Annotated in this window: 23 protein-coding genes and 2 tRNA genes; 2 read left to right on the top strand and 23 right to left on the bottom strand. The window is 49.7% G+C overall.

Annotated features, from left to right (window positions below; translation table 11 throughout):
* Nucleotides 1-629: 629 nt before the first annotated feature.
* From L5656_RS03220 to L5656_RS03255, 8 genes are all read right to left on the bottom strand, one after another.
* Nucleotides 630-704 (bottom strand) — tRNA-Ile (locus L5656_RS03220).
* 4 nt (nt 705-708) lie between these two features.
* Nucleotides 709-783, bottom strand: a tRNA-Asn gene (locus L5656_RS03225).
* A gap of 136 nt (nt 784-919) precedes the next feature.
* Nucleotides 920-2,011, bottom strand: coding sequence for an RNA polymerase sigma factor RpoD (gene rpoD / locus L5656_RS03230; protein WP_297198933.1), 1,092 nt, complete (start codon nt 2,009-2,011; stop codon nt 920-922).
* The gene (gene dnaG, locus L5656_RS03235; RefSeq protein ID WP_297198935.1) at nt 2,011-3,834 is read right to left on the bottom strand and encodes a DNA primase; all 1,824 of its coding nucleotides are present in this window, start codon (nt 3,832-3,834) and stop codon (nt 2,011-2,013) included. The genes rpoD and dnaG overlap by 1 nt, the downstream gene beginning before the upstream one ends.
* Nucleotides 3,835-4,297: 463 nt before the next feature.
* Nucleotides 4,298-5,287: a deoxyguanosinetriphosphate triphosphohydrolase gene (locus L5656_RS03240; protein WP_366017822.1), complete on the bottom strand. Its 990-nt coding sequence runs from the start codon at nt 5,285-5,287 to the stop codon at nt 4,298-4,300.
* Nucleotides 5,288-5,318: 31 nt separating this feature from the next.
* Nucleotides 5,319-5,924 carry a flavodoxin family protein gene (locus L5656_RS03245; RefSeq protein ID WP_297198942.1) on the bottom strand — a complete coding sequence of 202 codons (606 nt, stop codon included), beginning with the start codon at nt 5,922-5,924 and terminating at the stop codon, nt 5,319-5,321.
* A 41-nt stretch (nt 5,925-5,965) separates the two neighbouring features.
* Nucleotides 5,966-6,430, bottom strand: coding sequence for a ribonuclease HI (gene rnhA / locus L5656_RS03250; RefSeq protein ID WP_297198946.1), 465 nt, complete (start codon nt 6,428-6,430; stop codon nt 5,966-5,968).
* A gap of 66 nt (nt 6,431-6,496) precedes the next feature.
* Complete coding sequence (locus tag L5656_RS03255) at nt 6,497-6,703, bottom strand: DUF6485 family protein (RefSeq protein WP_297198949.1); 207 nt, start codon at nt 6,701-6,703, stop codon at nt 6,497-6,499.
* A 121-nt stretch (nt 6,704-6,824) separates the two neighbouring features.
* Between L5656_RS03255 and L5656_RS03260 the strand changes: the two genes are divergently transcribed.
* Complete coding sequence (locus L5656_RS03260) at nt 6,825-7,286, top strand: DUF523 domain-containing protein (RefSeq protein WP_297198952.1); 462 nt, start codon at nt 6,825-6,827, stop codon at nt 7,284-7,286.
* A gap of 61 nt (nt 7,287-7,347) precedes the next feature.
* On the opposite strand, the gene ppdK is transcribed toward L5656_RS03260, so the two are convergent.
* The 10 genes from ppdK to L5656_RS03310 form a co-directional block, all read right to left on the bottom strand.
* Entirely contained in the window at nt 7,348-10,020 is a 2,673-nt protein-coding gene (ppdK, locus tag L5656_RS03265; RefSeq protein WP_297198956.1) for a pyruvate, phosphate dikinase, read from the bottom strand.
* Complete coding sequence (locus tag L5656_RS03270) at nt 10,010-10,822, bottom strand: pyruvate, water dikinase regulatory protein (RefSeq protein ID WP_366017824.1); 813 nt, start codon at nt 10,820-10,822, stop codon at nt 10,010-10,012. The genes ppdK and L5656_RS03270 overlap by 11 nt, the downstream gene beginning before the upstream one ends.
* A 16-nt stretch (nt 10,823-10,838) precedes the next feature.
* Nucleotides 10,839-11,477: a helix-turn-helix transcriptional regulator gene (locus L5656_RS03275; RefSeq protein WP_297198959.1), complete on the bottom strand. Its 639-nt coding sequence runs from the start codon at nt 11,475-11,477 to the stop codon at nt 10,839-10,841.
* A gap of 36 nt (nt 11,478-11,513) precedes the next feature.
* A complete protein-coding gene (glyS, locus tag L5656_RS03280; RefSeq protein ID WP_297198962.1) occupies nt 11,514-13,610 on the bottom strand; it encodes a glycine--tRNA ligase subunit beta in 2,097 nt (698 codons plus the stop codon).
* 3 nt (nt 13,611-13,613) lie between these two features.
* On the bottom strand, nt 13,614-14,576 hold the full coding sequence (gene glyQ / locus L5656_RS03285; RefSeq protein ID WP_366017826.1) for a glycine--tRNA ligase subunit alpha: 963 nt from the start codon (nt 14,574-14,576) through the stop codon (nt 13,614-13,616).
* A 117-nt stretch (nt 14,577-14,693) separates the two neighbouring features.
* Nucleotides 14,694-15,137, bottom strand: a complete 444-nt coding sequence (locus L5656_RS03290) for a DUF4342 domain-containing protein (protein ID WP_297198968.1) — start codon at nt 15,135-15,137, stop codon at nt 14,694-14,696.
* 11 nt (nt 15,138-15,148) lie between these two features.
* Nucleotides 15,149-15,889: a DNA repair protein RecO gene (gene recO, locus L5656_RS03295; RefSeq protein WP_297198971.1), complete on the bottom strand. Its 741-nt coding sequence runs from the start codon at nt 15,887-15,889 to the stop codon at nt 15,149-15,151.
* 1 nt (nt 15,890) lies between these two features.
* Nucleotides 15,891-16,049, bottom strand: a complete 159-nt coding sequence (locus L5656_RS03300) for a hypothetical protein (protein ID WP_297198974.1) — start codon at nt 16,047-16,049, stop codon at nt 15,891-15,893.
* Between the two features lie 62 nt (nt 16,050-16,111).
* Nucleotides 16,112-17,029, bottom strand: a complete 918-nt coding sequence (era, locus tag L5656_RS03305; RefSeq protein ID WP_297198977.1) for a GTPase Era — start codon at nt 17,027-17,029, stop codon at nt 16,112-16,114.
* Nucleotides 17,030-17,034: 5 nt separating this feature from the next.
* Nucleotides 17,035-17,448, bottom strand: a complete 414-nt coding sequence (locus L5656_RS03310) for a cytidine deaminase (protein WP_297198980.1) — start codon at nt 17,446-17,448, stop codon at nt 17,035-17,037.
* A gap of 75 nt (nt 17,449-17,523) precedes the next feature.
* Between L5656_RS03310 and L5656_RS03315 the strand changes: the two genes are divergently transcribed.
* A complete protein-coding gene (locus tag L5656_RS03315; protein ID WP_297198983.1) occupies nt 17,524-18,015 on the top strand; it encodes an NUDIX hydrolase in 492 nt (163 codons plus the stop codon).
* Here L5656_RS03315 and L5656_RS03320 read toward each other — a convergent pair.
* The 5 genes from L5656_RS03320 to yqfD all read right to left on the bottom strand — a co-directional run bounded on the left by L5656_RS03320 (nt 18,012) and on the right by yqfD (nt 23,322).
* Nucleotides 18,012-18,371, bottom strand: a complete 360-nt coding sequence (locus tag L5656_RS03320) for a diacylglycerol kinase family protein (RefSeq protein ID WP_297198985.1) — start codon at nt 18,369-18,371, stop codon at nt 18,012-18,014. The two genes, L5656_RS03315 and L5656_RS03320, sit on opposite strands and share 4 nt — an antisense overlap.
* A complete protein-coding gene (ybeY, locus tag L5656_RS03325; RefSeq protein ID WP_297198988.1) occupies nt 18,368-18,832 on the bottom strand; it encodes an rRNA maturation RNase YbeY in 465 nt (154 codons plus the stop codon). Before ybeY ends, L5656_RS03320 begins: the two co-directional genes overlap by 4 nt.
* Nucleotides 18,801-20,969 carry an HD family phosphohydrolase gene (locus L5656_RS03330; protein ID WP_297198991.1) on the bottom strand — a complete coding sequence of 723 codons (2,169 nt, stop codon included), beginning with the start codon at nt 20,967-20,969 and terminating at the stop codon, nt 18,801-18,803. Before L5656_RS03330 ends, ybeY begins: the two co-directional genes overlap by 32 nt.
* Entirely contained in the window at nt 20,948-21,946 is a 999-nt protein-coding gene (locus tag L5656_RS03335) for a PhoH family protein (RefSeq protein ID WP_297198994.1), read from the bottom strand. Before L5656_RS03335 ends, L5656_RS03330 begins: the two co-directional genes overlap by 22 nt.
* Before the next feature lie 116 nt (nt 21,947-22,062).
* Nucleotides 22,063-23,322, bottom strand: coding sequence for a sporulation protein YqfD (gene yqfD, locus L5656_RS03340; protein ID WP_297198997.1), 1,260 nt, complete (start codon nt 23,320-23,322; stop codon nt 22,063-22,065).
* Nucleotides 23,323-23,335: the final 13 nt, after the last annotated feature.

Below are 23,335 nucleotides of genomic sequence, written 5' to 3' on the forward strand. Positions count from 1 at the left end.
CTACTGAATGGCCTACTTTGCCCGGCGTTTTCGATGCGCCGATTACTGCGACCGAGGAGGGATTATAAAAGTTGCCTAACCTGCTCATCTTTTATCTCTCCTTATATCTCCCTAAAGCTTTGGATGTTTTAAACCCTGCACCCTTCCTATTATGGATTAAGTTTTCTTCTTACGTCAAGATTACGGTAAATGCTGCTCTTCCCTCTTAGCGTTGGTATTTTTAAACGTAAGTGATCATAATTTCGACCTTCCTCCTTTCCAGGTATAGATTAAGGTGCATTGTCTTAGTCTTGACCGGAAAGATAATTCGCCTTTTCACAAATATATTTCTCCAGAAGCCCCCGTTTCTCCTTCCTATGGAAAAAATTAAGGCAGGTAAGTGTATTAGCCACCTCTGGGCGTATGTACAACTATACCTTGCCACTGGCTAACTCACTGCACAGGGCTAACCTCCACCAGTGCCTCCTGCCATGTGGTGGGTGCCGGGTTAAGCCTTAGGACCTGCATAAAAAAGTTTAAGCCTCCCTTCCGCTTTTGGCCGGTAGGAGGCTTTTTCATGAACAACGGATTTGCGGTTTTAAGTGCCTTTTGGAAGTTTTAACTAACCCGCAAACCCTTGATTTTTCTTGTGGTGGGCCCACTAGGATTCGAACCTAGAACCAACGGATTATGAGTCCGCTGCTCTGCCGTTGAGCTATGGGCCCTTATTGGCTCCCCGGGCAGGACTCGAACCTGCAACCACCCGGTTAACAGCCGGGCGCTCTACCATTGAGCTACCGAGGAAAGCTGCTATTGATATTATACGCAATAGGGGAAGTTCGGTCAACCCCCCGCGCCCTCTCAACTCTGCTTTTTATAAAACCGGCTAGCTGAACTTCGGATGAGCTAGCATACCTTAAGTGCTTTTGGATTTAAGTTCCTACTCCAAGTAATCTTTCAGTTTTTTGCTACGGCTGGGATGGCGCAACTTGCGTAGTGCTTTAGCCTCTATTTGGCGTATACGTTCCCGTGTAACCCCGAACTCCTGCCCAACTTCTTCCAGAGTACGGGAGCGCCCGTCATCAAGGCCAAAACGTAAGCGCAGAACCTTCCTCTCCCGCGGGGTCAAGGACTCTAGTACTTCTTCTAATTGCTCCCGCAAAAGCATATAAGATGCTGCATCTGCCGGAGCTAGCGCATCCTCATCCTCGATGAAATCGCCTAAATGGCTGTCTTCCTCCTCTCCTATGGGCGTCTCCAAGGAGACGGGTTCCTGAGCTATCTTCATAATTTCCCGGACCCGCTCTACAGGAATATCCATTTCCTTAGCGATCTCTTCCGGAGTGGGTTCGCGGCCCAATTCCTGAAGGAGATTACGTGAAACGCGGATCAATTTATTAATAGTTTCTACCATGTGTACAGGTATCCTGATGGTACGCGCCTGGTCGGCAATAGCACGGGTGATAGCTTGCCGGATCCACCAGGTAGCATAAGTGCTGAATTTATATCCCTTTCGATAGTCAAATTTTTCCACAGCCTTTATCAATCCCAGATTACCTTCCTGGATCAGGTCCAAAAAAAGCATACCGCGACCAACATAGCGCTTAGCAATGCTGACGACCAGGCGCAAATTAGCCTCTATCAGCCTGCGCTTCGCCTCCTCGTCCCCCTGTTCCATACGTTTGGCAAGTTCAATCTCTTCTTCAGGCGTAAGCAAGGGAATACGGCCGATCTCCTTCAGGTACATACGTACCGGATCGTCTATTCCCACGCCTTCCGGAATCGAAAGGTCAATATCCTCCTCTACCGGAGCACCGCTCTCTCTTTCTAGGGCCTCTAGTTCTGCTGCCTCCGGGATAACTTCGATACCCATTTGGTGTAGTTGTTCATAAATGTCATCTATCTGTTCTGGAGTGAGCTCCACGGACTGTAGGGTATCCATTATCTCCTGGTAAGTTAGAGAACCACGTTTTTTCCCCTTCTCAATTAGCTCCTTCACTAACTCCTGGTATTTCTGTGTTTCTTCCTTCATCAATTCTCCCCCCTTCCTATCTTTAGATTTTTTATATTCCTAGCCAGGTCCAATATTCTGGCCTGCAACTTTTTAACTTCATCTTCCCGGCCAGCTGTTTCGGCCAAACCCAAACTTCGGCGGCAAGCTCGAATTTCTTCCTCCCACTTTTTTAGCTGTATAGATTTTATAGCCTCTTCGAGGGCTTTGGACTCTAGGGGTTCTTGTCCTTCCTTCAACATTACCCGTGCAAGTAAAGGAAGGGCATCTGGGGGTAGCCTCCTACTTAGCTTATCCTGGAAATCCTCTCCTTCTAAGCATGGATATTCCTGCCTTAACTCCCGAGCTGTGGTTGCTATAATACCTGCCTCCGGCAAGCTCCAAAAATCCGTTCCTAAAGAAGCCTCAATGTGCTTAGCCCATCTTTCATCGGCCAGATAAGCGTATAAAAGATAGATTTCTGGGCCTTGGAAAGTAGTGTCCGCTATGCGCTGGGTGTTCTGAATATTATCCGTCGGTATAAAGCGCCTGGGTTTTCTCTTTTCGCGGCGCCGGAATTTATGGATCTCTTCATAGATGGCACTTTCTAATTGGCCAGTGCGTCTGCTTAAAAAACGGACATAGTTATCCAGTTCCACAGCATCTTCTATCTTAGCTAGATAAGGTATCACTTTCTGGACCGCCTTTACACATTCGTTGGGATCTGCTAAATCATGGAACCGGATGGTCTCCTCAATTATATAAACCAACCAGGGTGGAGCTTCCTCTATGAGTTGCCGAAAGGCTTGCCCACCGTGGTCCTGTAAAAACTCATCAGGATCCTTCCCTTCTGGTAAGGGGAGCACACGCACCCTCAACCCCATTTCCGCCAGGATCTCGAGAACCCGTAAGGCTGCTGCCCTTCCAGCAGCGTCTGCATCGTAAGCTATAACAACTTCTTCTGTGTATCGTTTAAGCTCTCGGGCCTGTTCTGCAGTTAAAGAAGTCCCTAAGGTAGCCACCACATTATCGATACCGTGCTGCCAGGCCGAGACAGCATCCAGGTATCCTTCCACTACCACCGCCCTGCCCTGGCGCCTAATACCGGGTGCGGCCAGGTGCAACCCGTAGAGATGATGACCCTTGCGGAACAGCGGTGTCTCGGGGGTGTTTAGATATTTCGGCTCGCTATTATCTAAAGATCGGCCGCCAAAACCGACCACCCTGCCGGAGGCATCCTTTACCGGAAACATCAGCCGCCTACGAAAGCGGTCAAAGCTGCCTTCCGGAGCTCTGGAGGCTGCGAGCCCGGCTAGGGCTATCTCACGCGGGTGAAATCCATGGCGTCTAAGGTAATCCACTAAAGCCCTGGGACTGTCCGGTGCATATCCCAGCTCAAACACTTTGACGGCTTCCGGGCTTACTCTCCTATATCGGAGGTATTCCCTGGCCTTGGCCGCGGAAGGATGACGAAGGAGGATGAGGTGATAAAATCTCGCGGCTAGGGCACCGATCTGATAAAGTCTTTCTTTTTCCCGGCGGAACCCAAAGACAGTAGCTCCTTCCTTTTCATCCAGGCTTATACCTGCACGCTCAGCTAACCGTCTTAAGGCTTCGGTAAAGCTTAAGCCTTCACGTTTCATTAAAAAGGTAAAGGCATCGCCCCCTACCCCGCACCCGAAACAATAAAACAACTGCTTGCCCGGGCTAACAGTAAAAGAGGGGGTTTTTTCGGTATGAAAAGGGCACAAACCTACATAATTCTGACCCCGTCTTTTCAAGGGCACATATTCACTTATCAAATCTACAATATCTACCCTAGCCTTAATCTCTTCAATGAGTTCCTCCCGCAGGGCGGCCGACAAAAATGATGCCCCCTTACCAGTCTTGCGACCCAAATGTTTTTATTGTATTCGCCATTGAAGGCAAATATCCTCTTTTTTTGTAAGGAATATTGACCTAATCTATTATTTGTAACTATTTACCATAATATACCTCACCTTTAAGTTTAGCTCCGCATCTGCCGGGCCATAATAAAAATTGAGGTGAGTTTGGGTGGGTAAATTTATTGCCTTTTTGTTGATAGTGCTCCTCGGGGGAAGCACTCTATACGTCATTTATAAAGGGGTCCTTCTTCCCCTTTTCGAGCCTTATTTTAAAACCCGACAATAAAAAAATTAGGGTCTATAGTATAAAATATGGGGTTCACCGGTTATAATACGCTTGGAAGGTACTTACGGGAAATCCTGCCGGCGCCTTCGTCAAGTGCCGGATAGCCTGACGAGCGAAGAGATTTCCCAGGTACCTTCCCATTATTTTTTCTTGTGTTTATAAGGGAAAACCGCTAGGTACGAACAACTTCTGGTACTGTATAATAGCGTAACGGTCGGTCATTCCAGCGATATAATCACATGCCCGGCGGTGCAAATCATCCTCCGGTCTTTTAGGTGGGGGAAGGTATTCGGGATGTTCCAAGTAAAAATGATAAAGCTCTTTTAGCATCCTCTTCGCTTTGCCTTCCTCTGCCTTGGCCCGTGAGCCTATATATACGTGTTTAAAAAGAAAAGCTCGCAAAGTATCTGTAGCTTGCTGAACTTGCGAGCTCATGGTTATATAATTTTTACCCCAACTGTTCTCAATAACATCCAAGACCATGGTGTTGATGCGCTGGCGGTGTTCGTAGCCCAGGACCTCTAAACACTCCTGCGGAAGGTCTTCTAAAGTTATTATCCCTGCACGCAAAGCATCATCTATATCGTGGTTGATATAGGCAATACGGTCAGCGTAACAGATCACTTGCCCTTCTAACGTCTGCGGCTTGACCGGGCCGGTATGGTGGGCAATGCCGTCCCGCACTTCCCAGGTAAGGTTGAGCCCCCCTTCCCCTTCTAAAACATCCACTACCCGCAAACTCTGCTCGTTGTGCTTGAAACCTCCAGGTACAACTTCGTTCAAAGCTTCTTCCCCTGCGTGGCCAAAAGGGGTGTGTCCTAGATCATGACCTAAAGCTATGGCTTCTGTCAAGTCTTCATTAAGACGTAAAGCACGAGCGATGGTGCGCGCTATCTGGGCAACTTCTAAAGTGTGGGTAAGGCGGGTACGGTAATGATCGCCCTCCGGAGCTATAAAAACCTGGGTCTTATGTTTCAGGCGACGGAAAGCTTTGGAATGGATGATCCTGTCCCTATCCCTTTGAAATTCTGTACGTACTTTACACGGCTCCTCAGGTCGGTCCCGGCCCCGGGTACGGCTGCTTAAAGATGCAAAAGGAGATAACAATTCCCTTTCCAGGCGCTCAGCTTCTTCTCGCAGGAGCAACCCCATCCGCCCGTGACCCCCAACTTACTTTTTACAGTTTTCTCCGGCGAAGGGACATGGTGGCAGCAGCCACCTCAGCCAAGCGTAAGCCTAAAATCCTTACTCGCTCCCTAGCAAATTCGTCCTCTACAGCAGGAGCTTGGCTACAACCCCCGTGGTGACCGCAATCATGATCCTGGTAGCCATCTCCTATTATCATCATACCTTGCACTAACATCATATCGAATAAGGCTTTCAGCGTAGTCTCTTGCCCTCCGAAACGGCTACCACCCACGGCTACAGCAGCACCTACTACATTTAACAAGGCCTTCTCTTTACGCAGAAGGCGGCTCTTATCCCAAAAAGCTTTTAGTTGGGCAGAAACAGTCCCAAAGTACACCGGGCTACCTAAAAGTATACCGTCGGCCTGGCGCAGCAAACTATAAGCTTCTTCTAAACGCTTGCCCCGGAAACACAGCCCTTGGCAAGGAGAACTACAGTGTGTACAAAACGGCTGTTTTTGATCGGCCAGAACATCGGCGACATGGATGAGCACGGTTTGGGCTCCTTTCGAGGAAGCCGCTTTTAGCCCCTCCTGGACGAGAAAGGCTGTACTTCCTGCTTTTCTCGGGCTCCCGTTAATACCTACGATTAGCATTTAAGCCACCCTCATCTTTGCTTTTGAAAAAGGTTCGACGTCTAAGTAGCTTTTTCCTTCTTAAGGAGGTTGGAAATGGCCGCCCGGGCCAGCTCATCACACCGGTTGTTCTCTTTGCTATCACTATGGCCGGTCACTTTTACCCATTCTATCTGGTGCTGGGAAGCCACCCTCAACAGTTCCTGCCACAAATCTTGGTTTTCCACTGGCTCTTTTTTGGCTGTCCGCCAGCCGTTTGCCTGCCACCTTTTTATCCACCCTTCTCGAAAAGCGTTTACCAAATAAGCACTGTCGCTGTAAAGTTTTACCCGGCAGGGTTCTTTCAGGGCCTTCAAGGCTTCCAAAGCAGCTGTAAGTTCCATACGCTGATTCGTTGTAACTGCTGCGGCTCCGGAAAGCTCTTTACGGTGCCCCCCATAGAGTAGGACAGCTGCCCAGCCCCCCGGTCCGGGATTTCCACTACAAGCTCCATCAGTATATATGACCACTTCCTTAAGCGGTTTCATAAATAGCACCTCAATTTGCGACCAGTTACGACAACCAACGCTAGAAAGAGCTAACCGTAAGTATAACTACCTGGTCCGGCTGAAGCAAGCTACGAAGCGCTCTACACTGCGGTCGTAGGTTCGCTCTACTTCCGGTGGAAATAGGCACCCCGGAAGTTCACCATACTTGCGGTGGTACTGAAGGCAAGCACAACAGTTCCCTTTTCGAGGACAAGGTTCATAAGTACAGGTACATAGTTTCTTGTTTTCGGCTATATTAACACACTGGGCCATAATAGTGTATGCCCCCTTGCTCTAAAATGTTTAAGAAAGTGGTACCGGTCATACTTGTTGGGGAAAATGCTTAAAGATAAAATTAGGAAAAACACTTTTTTAATCAAGCGGGGATACATCTATGGAAAACCGGCCTTGTATTCTCGTAAGCGCTTGCCTTGCGGGGTATCACTGCAGGTACGATGGGAGTTCCAACCTGGTACCTCAGATTAAAGATCTTGTGACACGGTTCCAGGCCATACCTGTATGCCCGGAAAAATTAGGAGGCCTACCCGTACCGCGTCCCCCGGCGGAAATACAGGGTGGCGATGGTTTCGACGTCCTGGAGGGCCGGGCGCGGGTTGTAGATAAGGAAGGCCGCGACGTTACGGAGGCATTTCTTAAGGGTGCCCAGGCTACGGCAGAGCTGGCCCGAACCCTGGGTGCCAAAGTGGCTATTCTTAAAGAAAGGAGCCCCTCCTGTGGAACCCGAACCGTGTACGACGGCACCTTTAGTGGCTGTACCAGGTCGGGTTGCGGGGTAACCGCCGCTTTACTGCTTAGGCAGGGCCTCCAGCTCTTCAGCGAGGAAACCTGGAGGTAAGAAGTAGAGGATACCGCTTCCGGCTAGTGCCAGAACCGGTATCCTCTTTATTTAAATGCTTTTAAACATCCCGCTCTAAAACTTGTCCTCTTTTCTCCTTAAGGGCAGCCTGAGCCGCGGCCAGACGGGCTACTGGAACACGGAAGGGCGAGCAGCTTACGTAATCCAGACCTATCTGGTGGCAGAATTCTACAGAGCTCGGGTCGCCTCCGTGCTCACCGCAGATACCTATCTCCAATGTGGGTCTAGTCTTACGGCCCAACTCCACACCCATCTTCATCAGCTTACCTACCCCATCCCTATCGATAACCATGAAGGGATTCTCTTTCAGTATCTTTTCTTCCAAGTATTGGGGTAGGAATTTAGCTTCCGCATCATCACGGCTAAAACCGAAGGTGGTCTGGGTAAGATCGTTGGTACCGAAGGAGAAGAACTCCGCTTCCTGAGCTATCTCATCCGCTGTAGCACAAGCGCGCGGCATCTCTATCATGGTACCGACTTTATATTTGAAGTCCACACCGGTCTCCTTCTTAACTTGTTCTGCTACCTCTTCCACCAGTTGCCGTAAGCGGCGCAATTCATTAACATGAATAACCAGCGGAATTTCAACCTCTGGTAGTACATTGATGCCTTCCTTTTTAAGCTGAGCTACCGCCTGGAAGATAGCCCGGGCCTGCATGGCATAGACCTCAGGATAAGTGATGCCTAGACGGCAACCCCGGTGTCCCAGCATAGGATTGAACTCTTCCCGCGCCCGGACTTCCCGTAAAAGGGCTCGCTTGGCTTCTATCTCCGCCTTATCTCCGCCAGTAGCCTCTAACCTGGTGATCTCTACCAATAGCTCCTCAGAACTAGGTAAAAACTCATGGAGCGGAGGATCCAGTAAACGGATGGTAACCGGCAGCCCTTCCATTACCTTCAAGATCTCATAAAAGTCTCCTTGCTGCATGGGTAAGAGCTTGGCTAAAGCCTCTTCCCTTTCCTCCTTGGTCTTTGCCAAGATCATTTGTTGAACAACTGGAAGCCGGTCTACAGCCATAAACATATGCTCTGTACGGCAAAGACCTATGCCTTCCGCACCGAACTCGCGAGCGCGTCGGGCATCCTCGGGAGTATCAGCATTGGCCCGCACCTTTAAGCGACGGACTTCATCAGCCCACTGGAGCAGGGTTTTAAATTCGCCGGTAAGCTGGGGTTCTATAAGGGGGACTTCGCCCAGCATCACGTTCCCCGTGGCCCCGTCGATAGAGATGATATCTCCTTCTTTAACCTCCAGATCCTTCACAAAAAACCTCTTACCGCCTACATCGATTCTGATATCCCCGCAACCGACCACCGCCGGCTTGCCCATACCCCGCGCAACCACTGCGGCGTGACTGGTCATACCCCCTCTGGCCGTCAACACTCCCTGGGCCTGGACGATACCGTGAATGTCATCAGGAGTGGTTTCGTTGCGCACCAAGATAACCTTTTCACCCTCAAGGCCTAACCTCTCTGCCTCGTCAGCATCAAAGACAACCTTGCCACAGGCCGCACCAGGCGAAGCAGGAAGCCCTTTGGCGATCACTTCTACCTTGGCGTTAGGATCTACACGCCGGTGCAGGAGCTGAACCACCTGTTCCGGATCTACACGCAAGATGGCCTCCTCTTTGGTGATAAGCCCCTCCTCCACCATATCCACAGCTATCTTGACTGCAGCAGCCGCCGTACGCTTGCCTGCGCGGGTTTGAAGGATATAGAGCTTACCCCTTTCAATGGTAAACTCGATATCCTGCATGTCCCGGTAGTGTTTCTCTAAAAGCTCGCAGATCTCCTCGAACTGCCGGTACGTTTCAGGCATCTCTTCTTTAAGTTGAGCGATGGGTTTGGGTGTACGAATACCGGCAACGACATCCTCACCCTGGGCATTCAGGAGGTATTCGCCATAAATGCCCTTTTCTCCCGTTGAGGGGTTCCGGGTAAAAGCTACACCGGTACCGCTGGTGGAACCCATATTCCCGAAAACCATGGTTTGGATGTTCACGGCAGTACCCAGGTCGTCGGGAATCTTATTTATCTTGCGGTACACAATGGCGCGGGGATTATTCCAAGAGTCGAAGACCGCACGGATAGCCATTCTGAGTTGTTCCTGGGGATCCTGCGGAAACTCCCGGCCGGTTTCGGCTTTAACCAGTTCCTTATATTCAGCTATAACCTCTTTAAGCGCTTCCGGGGTAAGCTCGTGATCGAACTTCGCCCCAATACGCTCCTTATGCTTTTCTAAGATAGCTTCAAATTTGCCGTGCTCTATCCCTAAAACAACGTCCCCAAACATCTGGATGAAACGCCGGTAGCAGTCCAGAGCAAAGCGCTCATCCCCTGTATTGGCAGCCAAACCCTGGACAGACTGGTCGTTTAATCCGAGATTCAGGATGGTATCCATCATCCCAGGCATAGAAACAGGTGCACCGGAACGGACAGAAACCAACAAGGGGTTCTGGGGATCTCCCAGCTTTTTCCCGTTTATCCTTTCCAGCTCTTTAAGGCGCTCTGCGAGCTCTTCCTCTAGGCCCGGAGGAAACTTCTTTCCCAGCCGGTTGTACTCATTGCAAGCCTCACAGGTAATGGTAATCCCGGGGGGGACGGGAAGGCCGATGTTGGTCATTTCGGCAAGGTTGGCCCCTTTACCGCCCAGTAAGTTTCTCATATCAGCCCGGCCTTCAGAGAACATGTAAATGTACTTTTTACCTGCCATTCTTCTCCCTCCGATTGTAAATTTCTAATATCTTTACAGCCGTGTCTTCCACGGCTTTATTGGTAACGTCAATCACGGGGCAGCCTAAACGCTGCATAACTTCTTCAGCATAGGCCAGTTCCTGTTTGATACGGGGCAAAGTAGCATAGTCAGCACGTCCGGAAAAACCCAGAGTTTTAAGACGCTCTTGGCGTATTTGGTAAAGCTTTTCGGCAGAAATGGTAAGCCCTATTACCCTCTCCCGGGGAACGGCCAGAAGTTCCTCAGGAAGGGGGACTTCCGGGACCAAGGCCAAGTTAGCAGCTCGTATACGCTTATGGGCTAGATACATACATACCGGAGTCTTGGAGGTCCGGGAAACTCCTATGACGACAAGGTCAGCATACAAAAGCCCCCGGGGATCTTTCCCGTTATCGTATTTAACGGCAAACTCTATGGCTTCCATCTTACGAAAATATTCTTCATCTAACCTCCTTATAAGCCCCGGTTCCAAGCGAGGTGATTTGCCCGTAACTGCCTTGATAGCTTCCAGCATGGGTCCGAGTAAGTCTACTGCGGGCACTTTATACTCGGCAGCCAGCTCAACTAGCCTCTTTTTTAGCTCCGGAACCACCAAAGTAAACGCAATAATCCCTTTTTCCTGAGCTGCGGCGGCTACGATTTCCTCCAAATGTTCTGGATCGGTTACATAGGGAATCCGGCGGATGTCGAAATCGCTTCCGTCAAACTGGCTAGCTGCTGCGCGGGCTACATATTCAGCGGTTTCACCTAAGGAATCGGAGACTACATATATGACCCCGATAGTGGAGCCCCCCCTTCTACCTTCCGGCTGTGCCCAGTTCTACGAAAAGGCGGGTAATGGTGGTTTTAGTGATACGGCCGATGACTTCCAGCTTCTTCTCCTTACCCGCCACCGGGCGAACCACCGGTAGGGCATCTACCTCGTGCTCAATTATCTTTTGGGCTGCAGTCAGCACACTTTCTTCCGGGGTAGTACAGATAATATTGGGCATACGGGTCATAACTACAGAGACAGGCATAGTCTTAAGATTAGACGTATCGCCTATTGCCGCCTTGAGCAAGTCCTTGCGGGACACCACCCCTTCTAAATGTCCCTCGCTATCTACTACCATAAGCGTCCCCACATCTTCTAAAAACAATGTTACTATGGCATCATATACTGAAGCATCGTATCTTATGACCTTAGGTAACCCCTTTACGTCCCCTACTTTTATTTTTCTTATTTCTTCCGCTACCAGGGCCTGGGCAGGTTTTCCATGGTAGACATATCCAACCCGTGGCCGAGCCTCCAGTATCCCGGACATGGTTAAAATGGCCAGATCGGGCCGTAGTGCTGCCCTGGTTAAATTTAGCATCTCTGCAATCTGATGGCTGGTGATAGGACCATGGCGCTTGACAATCTCCACAATCTTTTCCTGCCGCGGCGAAAGTTGCACGGTGTCACCACCCTCAAATCGCCCGCCGGCAACGATTCACTGTGATGATGGGACCAAGCGGGAGAAATCAGCTACTTTAAGCACAAGCCTCGTTACCCCTTGGAGTAAAGCTATCCGGTTGCGCCTAACTTCAGGGTCTGGGGCCATAACAAGAACCTTATCGAAGAAATTGTCAATAGGTCCCTGTAAAGAGCTTAAAATTTCTAACGCCTTAAGATAATCTCCACGAGCTAAATAGGGTTCCACCTTCTCCCTCGTCTCGTTAAGGGCCAGGTACAGTCTTCTCTCCGCTTCTTCCGTTAAGCGGCCCTCGTTTACCGTTTTTATCTCCTCGGAAACCTGGCGGGCTAGGTTGAAGGCCCTGGTAAAGGCGGTATGAAGCGCGGCAAAATCACCCTCCTGACGAAAAATTTCCAGATCGCGCGCTTTAGCATAGGAATCGGCCAAATCATCCCATCCCACAGCTAAAACAGCATCTATTACATCATAGCGTACTCCCTTTTCGCTTAAGATATATTCCATTCTTCCCCGGAAAAAGTCCATAAGTTCTTTTTGCACTTCCTCCAAAGGCCGGGGAAGCGCTATACCTTCCTCCACATAGTTTTTGTATGCTGCAGAAATGGCCTCGGACAGGGAGAATTTCAACCCCAATTCTACGGTCATGGTAACCGCCCCCAGGGCTTGGCGGCGGAGACCGTAGGGATCCTGCGAGCCGGTAGGAATAAGGCCGCAGGCAAAACAGCCCACCAAAGTATCCAGCCGATCAGCCAAACCTACCACCATACCCGTAAGGGTTTCCGGTACCCGGTCTCCGGAAAAGCGAGGCCAATAATGCTGTCTTATTCCTTCACAAACTTCCCTCTCCTCACCATCTTCCGCCGCGTAATAATATCCCATAACCCCCTGGAGTTCTGGAAATTCATAAACCATATTGGTAACTAAATCCGCTTTGGCCAGCTCAGCGGTACGCTCTACATGAGGGTGGATTTTATCCGGCAGGTCCAATACCCGTGCTAGATATAAAGAGAGCTGCCTTATACGCCGGGTTTTGTCCCACATGGTACCCAGGTTTTCCTGGAAAAGTATCTCTTTAAGTTTCGGCACCTTACTGGCCAGAGTAGTTTTACGGTCTTCCTGATAAAAGAATACCGCATCAGTCAGCCGGGCTTTAAGAACCTTTTCATACCCCGGCCGTATGTTATCAATATGAGCTTCCGTGCCATTATGAACGGCGATAAAGACAGGTAACAGCTTCCCCTGGCCGTCCCGTACGGGAAAGTAACGCTGGTGCCCCCGCATGGGTGTAGTAACTACTTCCTCAGGAAGGCTAAGATATTTTTCGTCAATCCTCCCGGTCAAAGCCGTAGGATACTCTACTAGGAAGGTTATCTCCTCTAGGAGTTCCGGGTCCTCTTCTACCCGACCGTTGGCCTTTAAGGCTAGGCTTTGTACCTGCTGCCATATGAGCTGCCGCCGACGCCGGTGGTCCACGATCACATAAGCCTTCTCTAATATCTGGAAATAATCCCGGGAAGAAGGTATAAGATGGGGTCCTGGAGCTAGAAACCGGTGGCCGTAAGTAAACCTGTCGGCCTTAAGCCCAGCCCATTCCCAAGGTACGACTTCGCTTCCGTAAAGAGCCACAAGCCACCTCACAGGACGGACGAAGCGCCATTCTGAATCGTCCCAACGCATGGGCCGTGGAAAGCTTAGTCCCTCTGCTAATCTGGTCAGTATACCGGGCAAGGCTTCCAGCGCCGGCCGTCCACTTTCTTTCTTGATCGCGAATACGTAATCCCCTCCGGGCAAAGAGCGGATGACCAGTTCCTCTACCGGTACACCCTGGCTTTGGGCAAAACCCAGGGCCGCCCGGGTAGGTTGGCCTTCGGGCGTGAAGGCTGTTCTAACAGGCGGGCCCTTTATCTCTTTTACTAGCTCCTCCTGCTCCTCAGCCAGCTCGGTTATATGTAACGTAAGGCGCCGTGGGGTAGCATAGGCTGCCAAGCTTTTATAACTCAAGCGCTCTTCCCGAAGAAGGCTAGAAGCCAACTCTTCCAGTTGTGCTAACGCTGAAGGTATGACCCGTGCTGGCATTTCTTCGGTACCTATTTCCATAATAAAGTCGCGCGCCACTCTCTACCCCTCCTTGATATCGAGGCCATCTTTAAGGTCTTTCCGGGTACCCACTTTGTGGAGAGCCTCTCCTCCTGCTTCAGAGGTGCCTGGGGAACGCCTCTTTAGGAGGGGATAACCCAGCCTCTCCCTTTGCTCGAGGTAGGCACTTGCACAGAGGCGGGCCAGGTGGCGAACCCTGCTTATGTAAGCTGTCCTCTCTGTAACGCTTATGGCCCCACGGGCGTCAAGTAAATTGAAGGTGTGAGAACATTTTAGAACATAATCGTAGGCGGGTTGGACCAGCCCTTGTTCGATGACCCGTTTGGCCTCTGCTTCGTAGGCGTTAAAGAGGGAAAACAACATAGACGTGTCGGCCGCTGTGAAATTATAATGAGAATAATCCACCTCCGCCTGGTGGTGAATATCTCCATAAGTGATACCGTTTACCCACTCGATATCAAAAACACTATCTACTTGCTGAATGTACATGGCCAGCCGCTCCAGGCCGTAAGTAATTTCTGCACTTACAGGTTTTAAATCGTAACCTCCACATTGCTGAAAGTATGTAAACTGTGTTATCTCCATACCATCTAACCATACTTCCCATCCTAATCCCCAAGCGCCTAAAGTCGGGGACTCCCAGTTATCCTCTACAAAGCGGATATCATGTTCTAGCGGATTTATACCTATGTGTTCTAGACTTTTTAGATAAATATCCTGCACATCGGGCGGGGAAGGTTTAAGTATTACCTGGAACTGGTAATAATGCTGGAGGCGGTTAGGATTTTCGCCATACCGGCCATCGGTGGGCCGGCGGGACGGTTCTACGTAAGCCACGCGCCAGGGTTCAGGCCCCAGGACGCGCAGGAAAGTAGCCGGATGCATGGTCCCCGCACCTTTTTCTAAATCATAGGGTTGCTGGATCACACAGCCTTGGCGGGCCCAGAAATCCTGAAGGGCAAGGATCAACTCCTGAAAATTCACCTGATCTTGGCACTCCCTCAAAAATGTGTAGCTCCTACATAAAAATCCCGCCCCACCCAGGGACGGGAGCCTTCCTCCGTTTGATAATTTACCAGAGGAGGTGCAGATTGTCAACTTCTACTCGTTTTTCATTCCTGTATCCCCCAAATTAAGGGTGTGCTCTTCTACCTGGCCGCCCGGACGCTCTATTTCTAGGGTGTAACGGTTAAACAATGCGGCCACTGTACTGATCCCGGCCAGGATAGCTAACTCCGTGCTGGCCAAGACTCCCAAAACACCTAAGGCCCCTGCCGTGGCCGGTATTTCAGCCACTGTTTTACCATCCTTTTTGATTTTAATTTTGGTAGCCTGCCCCCTCTGCAATATATCTTTAATTCGTGCCAAAATTTTACTGCTCCACGTCTCTATCTGTTCGACTACTTCGGATTTCTTTCCCTCCTCGTACCTTATAAGGGCTTCGATAACATCGCCTCCCGCCTCGTCCAGGGCTTTTTTAGCTTCGCGGTAAGTCAAACCCAGGCGTTTGCGGAGGATATCAATCTTCTCTAACTCCGCGCTCATAAGCATCCTCCTCAAAGGTGGAGTAATATCCGAGATTTTAACTTTCTTTCTAGATAGTATTCCAAATAGGCGGGCAAAACTTCCTCTAGTTCTCCCCTGCAGCGGGTGGAAAGTTTTAAACGCGAAAGGCTTTCTCCCCTCCATCTAGTTAAATATTCCCAGATTTTAAGACCTTCCTTTGAAAGGCGGTACTCCGGACTATAACGTCCCTGACAGGAGGAACACAGAGTGCCTCCCGCAGCGGGTGATACTGCTACTGCTTCTTGCCAATCTAAGGAAGCTCCGCAAGAAACACACAAATTCAACCGAGGAGCTAGCCCGAGCAAACCTATAGTCTTAACCTCAAAAGCCCGGGTTACAATAAAAGGATCTTCTCTGGCCAGAAGAGATAAGCTCTCTTTAAGGAGCTTAAACATGCCATAACCCGGTTGTCCAGGTACCGTAACCGCTTCAGCTATCTCCGTCAAATAACATGCAGTCAAAAGCCTTTTCAGATCCTCCCGCACAGCACCGAAGAAGTCTTCTACCTGGCACTGGGTAATTGTAGCCAGACTCTTACCCTCATAAAGGAGGAAGCGGGACAAGCATAACTGTTGCGTACCGCTGCGTAGGCTGCTCGTCGCTTTACGTGCTCCTTTGGCTATGGCGGTTACTTTCCCCCTGCTCGGAGTTAAAATGCTCAATATCCGGTCGTTGTCCTGAAAATCCTGGGTGGATAACACTATACCCCTAACTTGATAAAGTTTACCCATTTTAAACTATTATAGAGCTAGGCTGCTCCAATAAAACCTCCCTTTCAGCCTTTTGCCCGCAAACTTTTAATTCATATTCTAGTTGCTGTCTGTACAATAGATAAATTCCTACATGGCCTGTTGCGGCAAAAATTTGCCATAAAGCGTCACTAGGTCGCACAGGGGTTTCTCCTCCTCTAAAAGGCAGCCTCTCCCTTATAAGTCTCACCTAAAATCTCCGGGCTATACTGGTCTCCTTCTGCCAACTTCATAGCCCAGCTGCCTTAAAGCTCCTTCCTGGCGGCGCCAATCCTTTTTCACCTTTACCCTCAAATCCAAATAGATTCTATTACCTAAGAGGGCTTCTATCTCTTGACGGGCCAAGGTTCCAATCTCTTTAAGCATCCGGCCTTCCTTTCCGATAAGGATCCCCTTCTGTGAATCCCTTTCTACATAGATAATAGCCGGAACGTAAAGCAGCCCACCAGGTCTCTCCAGCATATCCTCTACTACTACGGCTACTGAATGGGGCACCTCTTCTTCTGTTAAAAGGAGAATTTTTTCGCGAATAAGCTCGGCTATAATAAACCTGGCAGGTTGGTCCGTAACCTGGTCTGGCGGGTAATATTGAGGTCCTGGAGGAAGATATTGAATTATCAAGGGAGGTAACTTATCAACATTGGTACCTTGCAAAGCGGAAATGGCTACTGTTGCAGCAGGTTCAAACCTGTTTTGGAAAAACTCCCGCACCTTAAGGAGCTGTTCTTCCGAAATCAGGTCTATCTTATTTAAGACGAGGATCACAGGTGTGGGAATATCCTTTAAGGAGTTAACTATATACTCTTCCCCTGCACCCGGCTCTACCGCTGCATCCACAACATATACAACTACATCTACTTCCTTTAAAGTGTGCTGGGCTACTTGTACCATGTACTCCCCGAGACGGTGCCTGGGCTTATGTATACCGGGGGTATCTAAAAAAATGATCTGGGCCTTCTCATCTGTGTAAACCCCCAAAATCTTATTACGGGTGGTTTGGGGTTTATCTGATATGATGGCCACCTTGCGCCCGATGAGGGTATTAAGCAAGGTAGATTTACCTGCATTAGGGCGCCCGATGAGACCAGCAAAACCCGAACGGTAGAAAGGGGTCTCCGACATAGGCGCTACTTCTCCTTAAAGGTAAAGGTCTCCGGTAAAAGTTCCTTGAGACTGCACACCAATAATCTTTGTCCAGGTTGACCGGTAATTATCTCCAGATCGGGGGCAAACTCTACCAATACCTGCCTACACGCTCCGCAAGGAAAACAGGCCGCAAGTTCCCCGCCCACCACAGCCAAGGCTATAAATTCTCGCTCACCTTCGGAGACAGCTTTCCATAAGGCTACCCTCTCAGCACATACGCTAAGCCCTAAAGATGCATTTTCTATATTGCAACCCTGGTAAATACGACCTGAAGAGGCGAGTAGGGCAGCTCCCACCGGAAAACGGGAATAGGGAGCATAGGCCTTCCCTTTTGCCTCGTAAGCCAAATCTAAAAGCCTATCTCTAATCCTTATTATACCTCCATTTTTCCACAAGTACTTGTCAAAGAATATTTCCAGTTGTTATCATTTTATCATACCCGTTTTAAAAGGTGAAGGGAGAGTAGGTAAATGTCTCGTATTTACCCTGGTCAGCCTTTGGTTGGCGTGGGAGCAATAATTGTAGAGGGTGAAAGAATCCTTCTGGTACTGCGAGGACATCCACCCGCCCGGGGACTTTGGAGCATCCCTGGGGGTAGAGTAGAGACTGGAGAAACGTTAAGCGAGGCTTTGCAAAGGGAAATAGCCGAAGAATGCGGTATCGTTATCGAAGTCGGACCACCGGTAGCGGTGTTAGACAGCATCTATCTGGACGACCTGGACAGGGTTAAATACCACTTCGTGCTGGTAGACTTTTGGGCCCGCTACGTTTCCGGAGAGCTAAAACCTGCTTCCGATGTGGCTGAGGCACGTTGGATCCCCTTAAAAGAAGTGAGTAACTACCAGCTTACCTCTGGAACTCTGGATCTCCTTGAGCATTTGGGCTTACTATCGGGTCGGCCCGTAGGCGAACCTTCCCGCCTCTTCTACCGTAGTATCTTGCGTAAGGAACACAATCCTTAAAAACCGCTATTAAATATTTGGAGAAACCTGGGTAAAAAAATGAGGAGGCCTGTTGCCACAGCCCCTAATGCAGTGACCAAAACGGCTCCTGCGGCCACATCTTTAGCCTTCCGAGCCAGGGGATGGTAATGGGGACAAGATAGATTTACAGCTAACTCCAAGGCCGTATTAAAGGTTTCCGCCGCAAGTACGAAGGCCACCGTTAGAATTAAAATGCCCCATTCCCAACCTTCTAGCCGGAAGTAGTAACCCAGGAAAAACACCCCTGCAGCCGCTGTTAAATGGATACCCATATTAACCTGGGTACGCAAGGTATAAAACAGACCGGCTAAGGCCGCCCTGAACTTGTTAATCATCCCTTTATTCCCACCCTGTCTAACAGTTCTTCCTGCCGCCGGAACATTATCTCCTCTTTTTCCGGGGTATCATGGTCGTAACCTAAAAGGTGCAAAAAGCCGTGGGCAACCAGTACCCCTATCTCTTTCTCCAGGGAATGCCCGTAAGTTTTAGCCTGGCGCCGGGCAGTATCCAGTGAAATAAAAATATCTCCCAAAAGAAGCTCCCCTTCTTCCTTAATCTCGGGTTCTCCGGGAGCTTTCTCCTGGAGGGCAAAAGATAAAACGTCGGTAGGAGCATCTATCCCGCGAAAATCTCGATTTAAGCGGCGTATCTCCTCATCATCCACCAAAGTTAAGCTCACTTCCGCCGTCTCAGGTACCCCCTCAAGCCTGGCCGCCTCCTCAAGGATCCTCCTTATCATTCTTTCCAAGTGGGGTTCCAGTTCGCTATCCAGCTGATTGTTTATGAAGCACTCCATTGCGGCCCCTTCTCCTTTCCATTTCCCGCAGGACTACCTCTGGATATTCCACCCGGGAATGATATATACCATTTAAAACCTTTAAAAAGGCATCTCCTATTAAAGCGAGGTCCCGGAAGGTTAAATCGCTGTTCTCTAGCTGACCATCCTCCAATTTTTCTTTTATAATCCTGCGCACAAAACCTTCCATGCGGTTTGGCGTAATCTTAGGTAGCGCCCTTATCCCAGCCTCTACACTGTCGGCCAGCATAACAATGGCCGCCTCTTTTGTCTGCGGTTTGGGTGTCTCATAACGAAATTCTTCTTCATCTACTTCCAAGCCCCGGCTCTTTTCGCAGGCCTTGTGGTAAAAGAAGGACATAAGGGTTGTACCGTGGTGCTGAGCAATAATATCCTGCACTACAGAGGGAAGCCCAAATTCACGGGCTAGCTCCAATCCGTCCTTCACATGACAGGATATTATCAAGCTACTTAGAGAGGGTGACAATTTATCATGGGGGTTTTCCATCCCCACTTGGTTTTCAATGAAAAAGTAGGGTCGCTTAAGCTTGCCGATATCATGATAGTAAGCACCGATACGAGCAAGCAAGGAATCCGCCCCTATGGCATCGGCTGCCGCTTCTGCGAGATTGGCTACCAGTAGGCTGTGGTGGTAGGTACCAGGTGCTTCTAATAAAAGCCTCTTTAAGAGGGGGTGGTTGGGATTAGATAGTTCAAGTAACTTCACTGCAGTAGTAATACCGAAGGTATTCTCCAAAAAGGGTAAAAAACCGATGGTCAAAACCGCAGAAAGCACCCCATTGGCCACGGCCAAGCCTAAGCCTAAGCTTGTCTCTAGTAAAGAGTGTTCTAAAAGTAAACCTAGAGCCAGCACCGCCAGCATATTGGCCAAAGTAATAAAAATGCTGGACCTGGCCAAGCTCGATCTCTGGTCCAGGTGATTTACGCAATACACCCCTGTCAGCCCGCTTACGATTCCCGCCGCAGTAATATGGAAGTAGTTTCCCCCTAAGATACCCGCTTCCAGGGCCAAAAAAACCGTAAAAACCGAGGCGACCTGGGCATCGACAAGAATAGCTGTAAGCATGGAACCTGCGGCCACAGGGATGAGATACCCTATTACTCTGGACATTTCTGAGGGATTACCTAAGCTTATAGCGGTAACGCCCCGCGAAAAGACAAGGAAAACCACCCATAGGAGCCCCAAAAGCAAAAGGAGCCGATCGTCGCCATAAATCTTTCTTTTAAAGGTACGCAAATAGAAAAGCATAAGGAACACTAAAACTCCTTGGAGCAAGCCTAAGCCCACCAAGCCTCTCCAAGGTGTCTCAGGACGTAGCAACCCTAATTTCTGTAAAGCTTCTATATCTTCCTCGGTAACAATCTCCCCGTCACCTACTATTTTCTCCCCCTGGCGGATGGTCACCTGTACGGGAGCTACTTCGGCCCGGGCTTTCTCCCGGCGCTGTAGGGTGGCAGCAACATCATATACCAGCGTAGGTTTAAGCTCCAGCTTCCGGACGATAGCAGCCAGGAAGGACTTGTATTTCGCTTCTATACTTAGTGCCTCAACGTCGGCAAGCATTTTTCCCCGAATGCTTTCCAGAGCTTCTTGGGCTAAAGCTCCCTGCATATGCCGGCGTATAATCTGTATAAGCCCCTCTTCTAGCCTGTTTAAAGTGTCCTGGCCAGCTGAAGCCAATACCTTAATGGTGGAATTATCCACCTCCCAACCGGATAGAGCAGTCTTTAGTCTTTCTTCCCTTAGGCTCGCTTCTGAAGTTTCAAGAAGTATTTGGCGCACGCTTTGAAAAGGGATCCGAGCCTCTTCTACTACCTTATCAGTAACCGTGTTGTCGATTCTATAGACAGGTTCCACCCTTCGTTCTGCTTCTTCGCGAGCCCGGGCGGTTAATACTTCACTTTCATAAACGATACCCTGGGGAGCTTTAATATCCCTGGGGCTAGGCTGGCCTACTTTAAGATCCAGCTTCTGGGGTAAAAAGTCCACAGCAACAATGGCCAAAGCCAGAAAAAATAAAACCCCTCCCCAGAGGGCTCGCCTGTTCGATAAACCTACCTTCCCTCCACGGGCCCATAATGAGCGTAGCTGGCCTACGAGCCATTGCCACGCCAAGCCCGTTCACTCCTTTCATAGGCTTTAATAATTTTTTGCACCAGAGGATGCCGTACTACATCAGCTTCGGTTAAATATTCAAAGGCTATACCGTCTATGCCCCTTAGGATGCGCTGGGCCTCTACCAGACCGGAAGGCACATCGCGGGGCAGATCTATCTGAGTAATATCTCCGGTTATCACCGCTCGAGATCCGAAACCGAGGCGTGTTAAAAACATCTTCATTTGTTCGGTAGTGGTGTTCTGGGCCTCATCTAAAATTATGAAGGCATCGTCCAAGGTGCGACCCCTCATATAAGCCAACGGCGCTACTTCTATAATATTCTTCTCCATATATTTCTGTGCTGTTTCCATACCTAGCACATCATATAGTCCATCGTAAAGGGGGCGAAGATAGGGATTTACCTTTTCTTGAAGATCACCAGGTAAAAAGCCCAGCTTCTCACCCGCCTCCACGGCCGGCCGGGCCAATACTATTCTTTCTACGCTGCGGGAACGCAAGGCACAAACCGCCATCACCACCGCCAGATAAGTTTTGCCCGTCCCCGCAGGTCCTATTCCGAATACTATATCGTGTTCGCGTATAGCCTGCACATAACGTAATTGCCCCAAGGTTTTCGGACGGATCTGCTTCCCCCGGGGTGTTATATAAAGAACTTCCCCTAACGCTTCCGCCAGGTCGGGCGACGGCACATCTTTCCTTCTCTTTCTCTGCCGTACTTGATTCCACGTATAGTTAATGGTATTGGTATTTATAGTGGAACCTATTTTTACTAAGCCCAGGAGCTGACGAAAAAGCTCCTCTAGCTCCTCCACCTCCTGTTTTTCCCCCGAAATATACACTTCATTACCTCTGGCTACTATGCGAGCGCCTGCCTGGCTTTCAATATATTTTAGATTTTCATCATGAAGGCCAAAAAGATTGGCCGCTTCCCCGTTACTACCCACGACTACCTTAACCTCGAGATGCTCACTCAAATTTAACAATCAACCTCCTCTTTATACATACACTTTGTGCGACAGTTTATTATACTCCATTCTCTGAGGAGAGTAAAGAAGGGCTATCCCCCAAAGTTTTCTGCTAGGTCCACCGTTTAGCTACCAGCCTGTCTCGGAGGTTCCCTGAGGTTTACTGTCTGGCCTATATCTTCCTCCACCTCCAAAAGAACCTTAACCCGTACCAGGCCGGGCTCCTCCGTGATCCCTATGATCCTGTCGCCTAAAACTCTAGCCCGGTCTGAAAGGCTCTGTCGCAAAGACAAAAGGGCTTGCTCTTTAGCCCTGGTTACCGCCTCTTCCCGGCTTAACCATCTTCTATCCACCGAGGTTTCAAAATAAGTCACAATAATCAGTTCGACAGGGAAGGTAAAATTCCTCCAGGTAGGCAATTTGATAATTCTATTTTCCTGCCGGAAGCTTAGGTAAGGCGGTTCCGGCGAACCCTTAAGAATATATTCCCGGTCGGGGGTACGTAATATTACAGTTGTGCTGTGCTCTCCAGTAAAGGCTTCCTTAACCTCTTCCCTGGGCGACTGCCCTTCCGCCTCGTACCAGACCTTGGCTCTGACGATTCCTCGAGCCCTTACCAACCGGGGTAAAGCGGGAGGCCCAGGTTGTCCCTCCTGCCCGGAAGGATTCTCCCTAGGCGGTAAAATGAGGCCAGAAATGAGAATGTCGCCCTGGCGTACGGTATCGCCCACGCCAACCCTGGCCTGGCCCGCCAGAACAAGGATTTCGGATATTATACCATCTTTAGCAGCTACTATATGTGCCGGTTCTGATCCACCCTCTTCCGCTAAAGGAAAAAGTTTTTCCGTCACTTCAATACACGCCCTGGTACCTTGGAAGTTTACTCCCACCCAGGCCAGTTCCGGCACTCTCATGAGGATCTCATGCTCCAGCGCACGCGCATCAAGACTCCCCTTCCAGGTTCCTACCCTTAAACCCGCTTCTGCCGCTACGACCTTCAGCAAGTTGGGGTCCACCTTTTTTAGCTCCCCTCGCGGTAGCACGTCCACCGCCCAGACAAAATTAGAAAGAAATAAAAGGCCCAGCAGGAAAAGGACAGCCCCTGCTAAAAAGCTCTGCCGCGTTTTGACACGCTGCCACCAAAAGATAATCCCCCGCTTGTCCATAAGGCGGACACGACAGCGGGTTTTTCTGGCTACCGGCCGGAGCTGCGCAAAGCAAGCTACCGGTATTTTAGCTCTAAATTTGGGCCCGGGCCCCTGGATTATATCCCAAAAGATAACACCTTGGTGCAAGGCGACATCCAGGAATTCTTCTAAGTTATTCCCTTCTACCTCAATTACCACATAGTTCTTGAAAAAAGCCTGCCAATCCTGCCCTCTCACCGGCCTCCCCCTC

This window comes from Thermanaeromonas sp. (assembly GCF_021890735.1).
In the GTDB taxonomy this organism is placed as follows: domain Bacteria; phylum Bacillota; class DSM-521; order Neomoorellales; family Neomoorellaceae; genus Thermanaeromonas.

Coding starts and splice junctions, on each gene's coding strand:
- rpoD (WP_297198933.1), bottom strand. CDS start 2,011: ATGAAGGAAGAAACACAGAAATACCAGGAGTTAGTGAAGGAGCTAATT.
- recO (WP_297198971.1), bottom strand. CDS start 15,889: ATGGGTAAACTTTATCAAGTTAGGGGTATAGTGTTATCCACCCAGGAT.
- L5656_RS03315 (WP_297198983.1), top strand. CDS start 17,524: ATGTCTCGTATTTACCCTGGTCAGCCTTTGGTTGGCGTGGGAGCAATA.
- L5656_RS03320 (WP_297198985.1), bottom strand. CDS start 18,371: ATGATTAACAAGTTCAGGGCGGCCTTAGCCGGTCTGTTTTATACCTTG.
- ybeY (WP_297198988.1), bottom strand. CDS start 18,832: ATGGAGTGCTTCATAAACAATCAGCTGGATAGCGAACTGGAACCCCAC.
- L5656_RS03290 (WP_297198968.1), bottom strand. CDS start 15,137: ATGAGCGCGGAGTTAGAGAAGATTGATATCCTCCGCAAACGCCTGGGT.
- L5656_RS03245 (WP_297198942.1), bottom strand. CDS start 5,924: ATGCTAATCGTAGGTATTAACGGGAGCCCGAGAAAAGCAGGAAGTACA.
- L5656_RS03255 (WP_297198949.1), bottom strand. CDS start 6,703: ATGGCCCAGTGTGTTAATATAGCCGAAAACAAGAAACTATGTACCTGT.
- era (WP_297198977.1), bottom strand. CDS start 17,029: ATGTCGGAGACCCCTTTCTACCGTTCGGGTTTTGCTGGTCTCATCGGG.
- L5656_RS03260 (WP_297198952.1), top strand. CDS start 6,825: ATGGAAAACCGGCCTTGTATTCTCGTAAGCGCTTGCCTTGCGGGGTAT.
- ppdK (WP_297198956.1), bottom strand. CDS start 10,020: ATGGCAGGTAAAAAGTACATTTACATGTTCTCTGAAGGCCGGGCTGAT.
- rnhA (WP_297198946.1), bottom strand. CDS start 6,430: ATGAAACCGCTTAAGGAAGTGGTCATATATACTGATGGAGCTTGTAGT.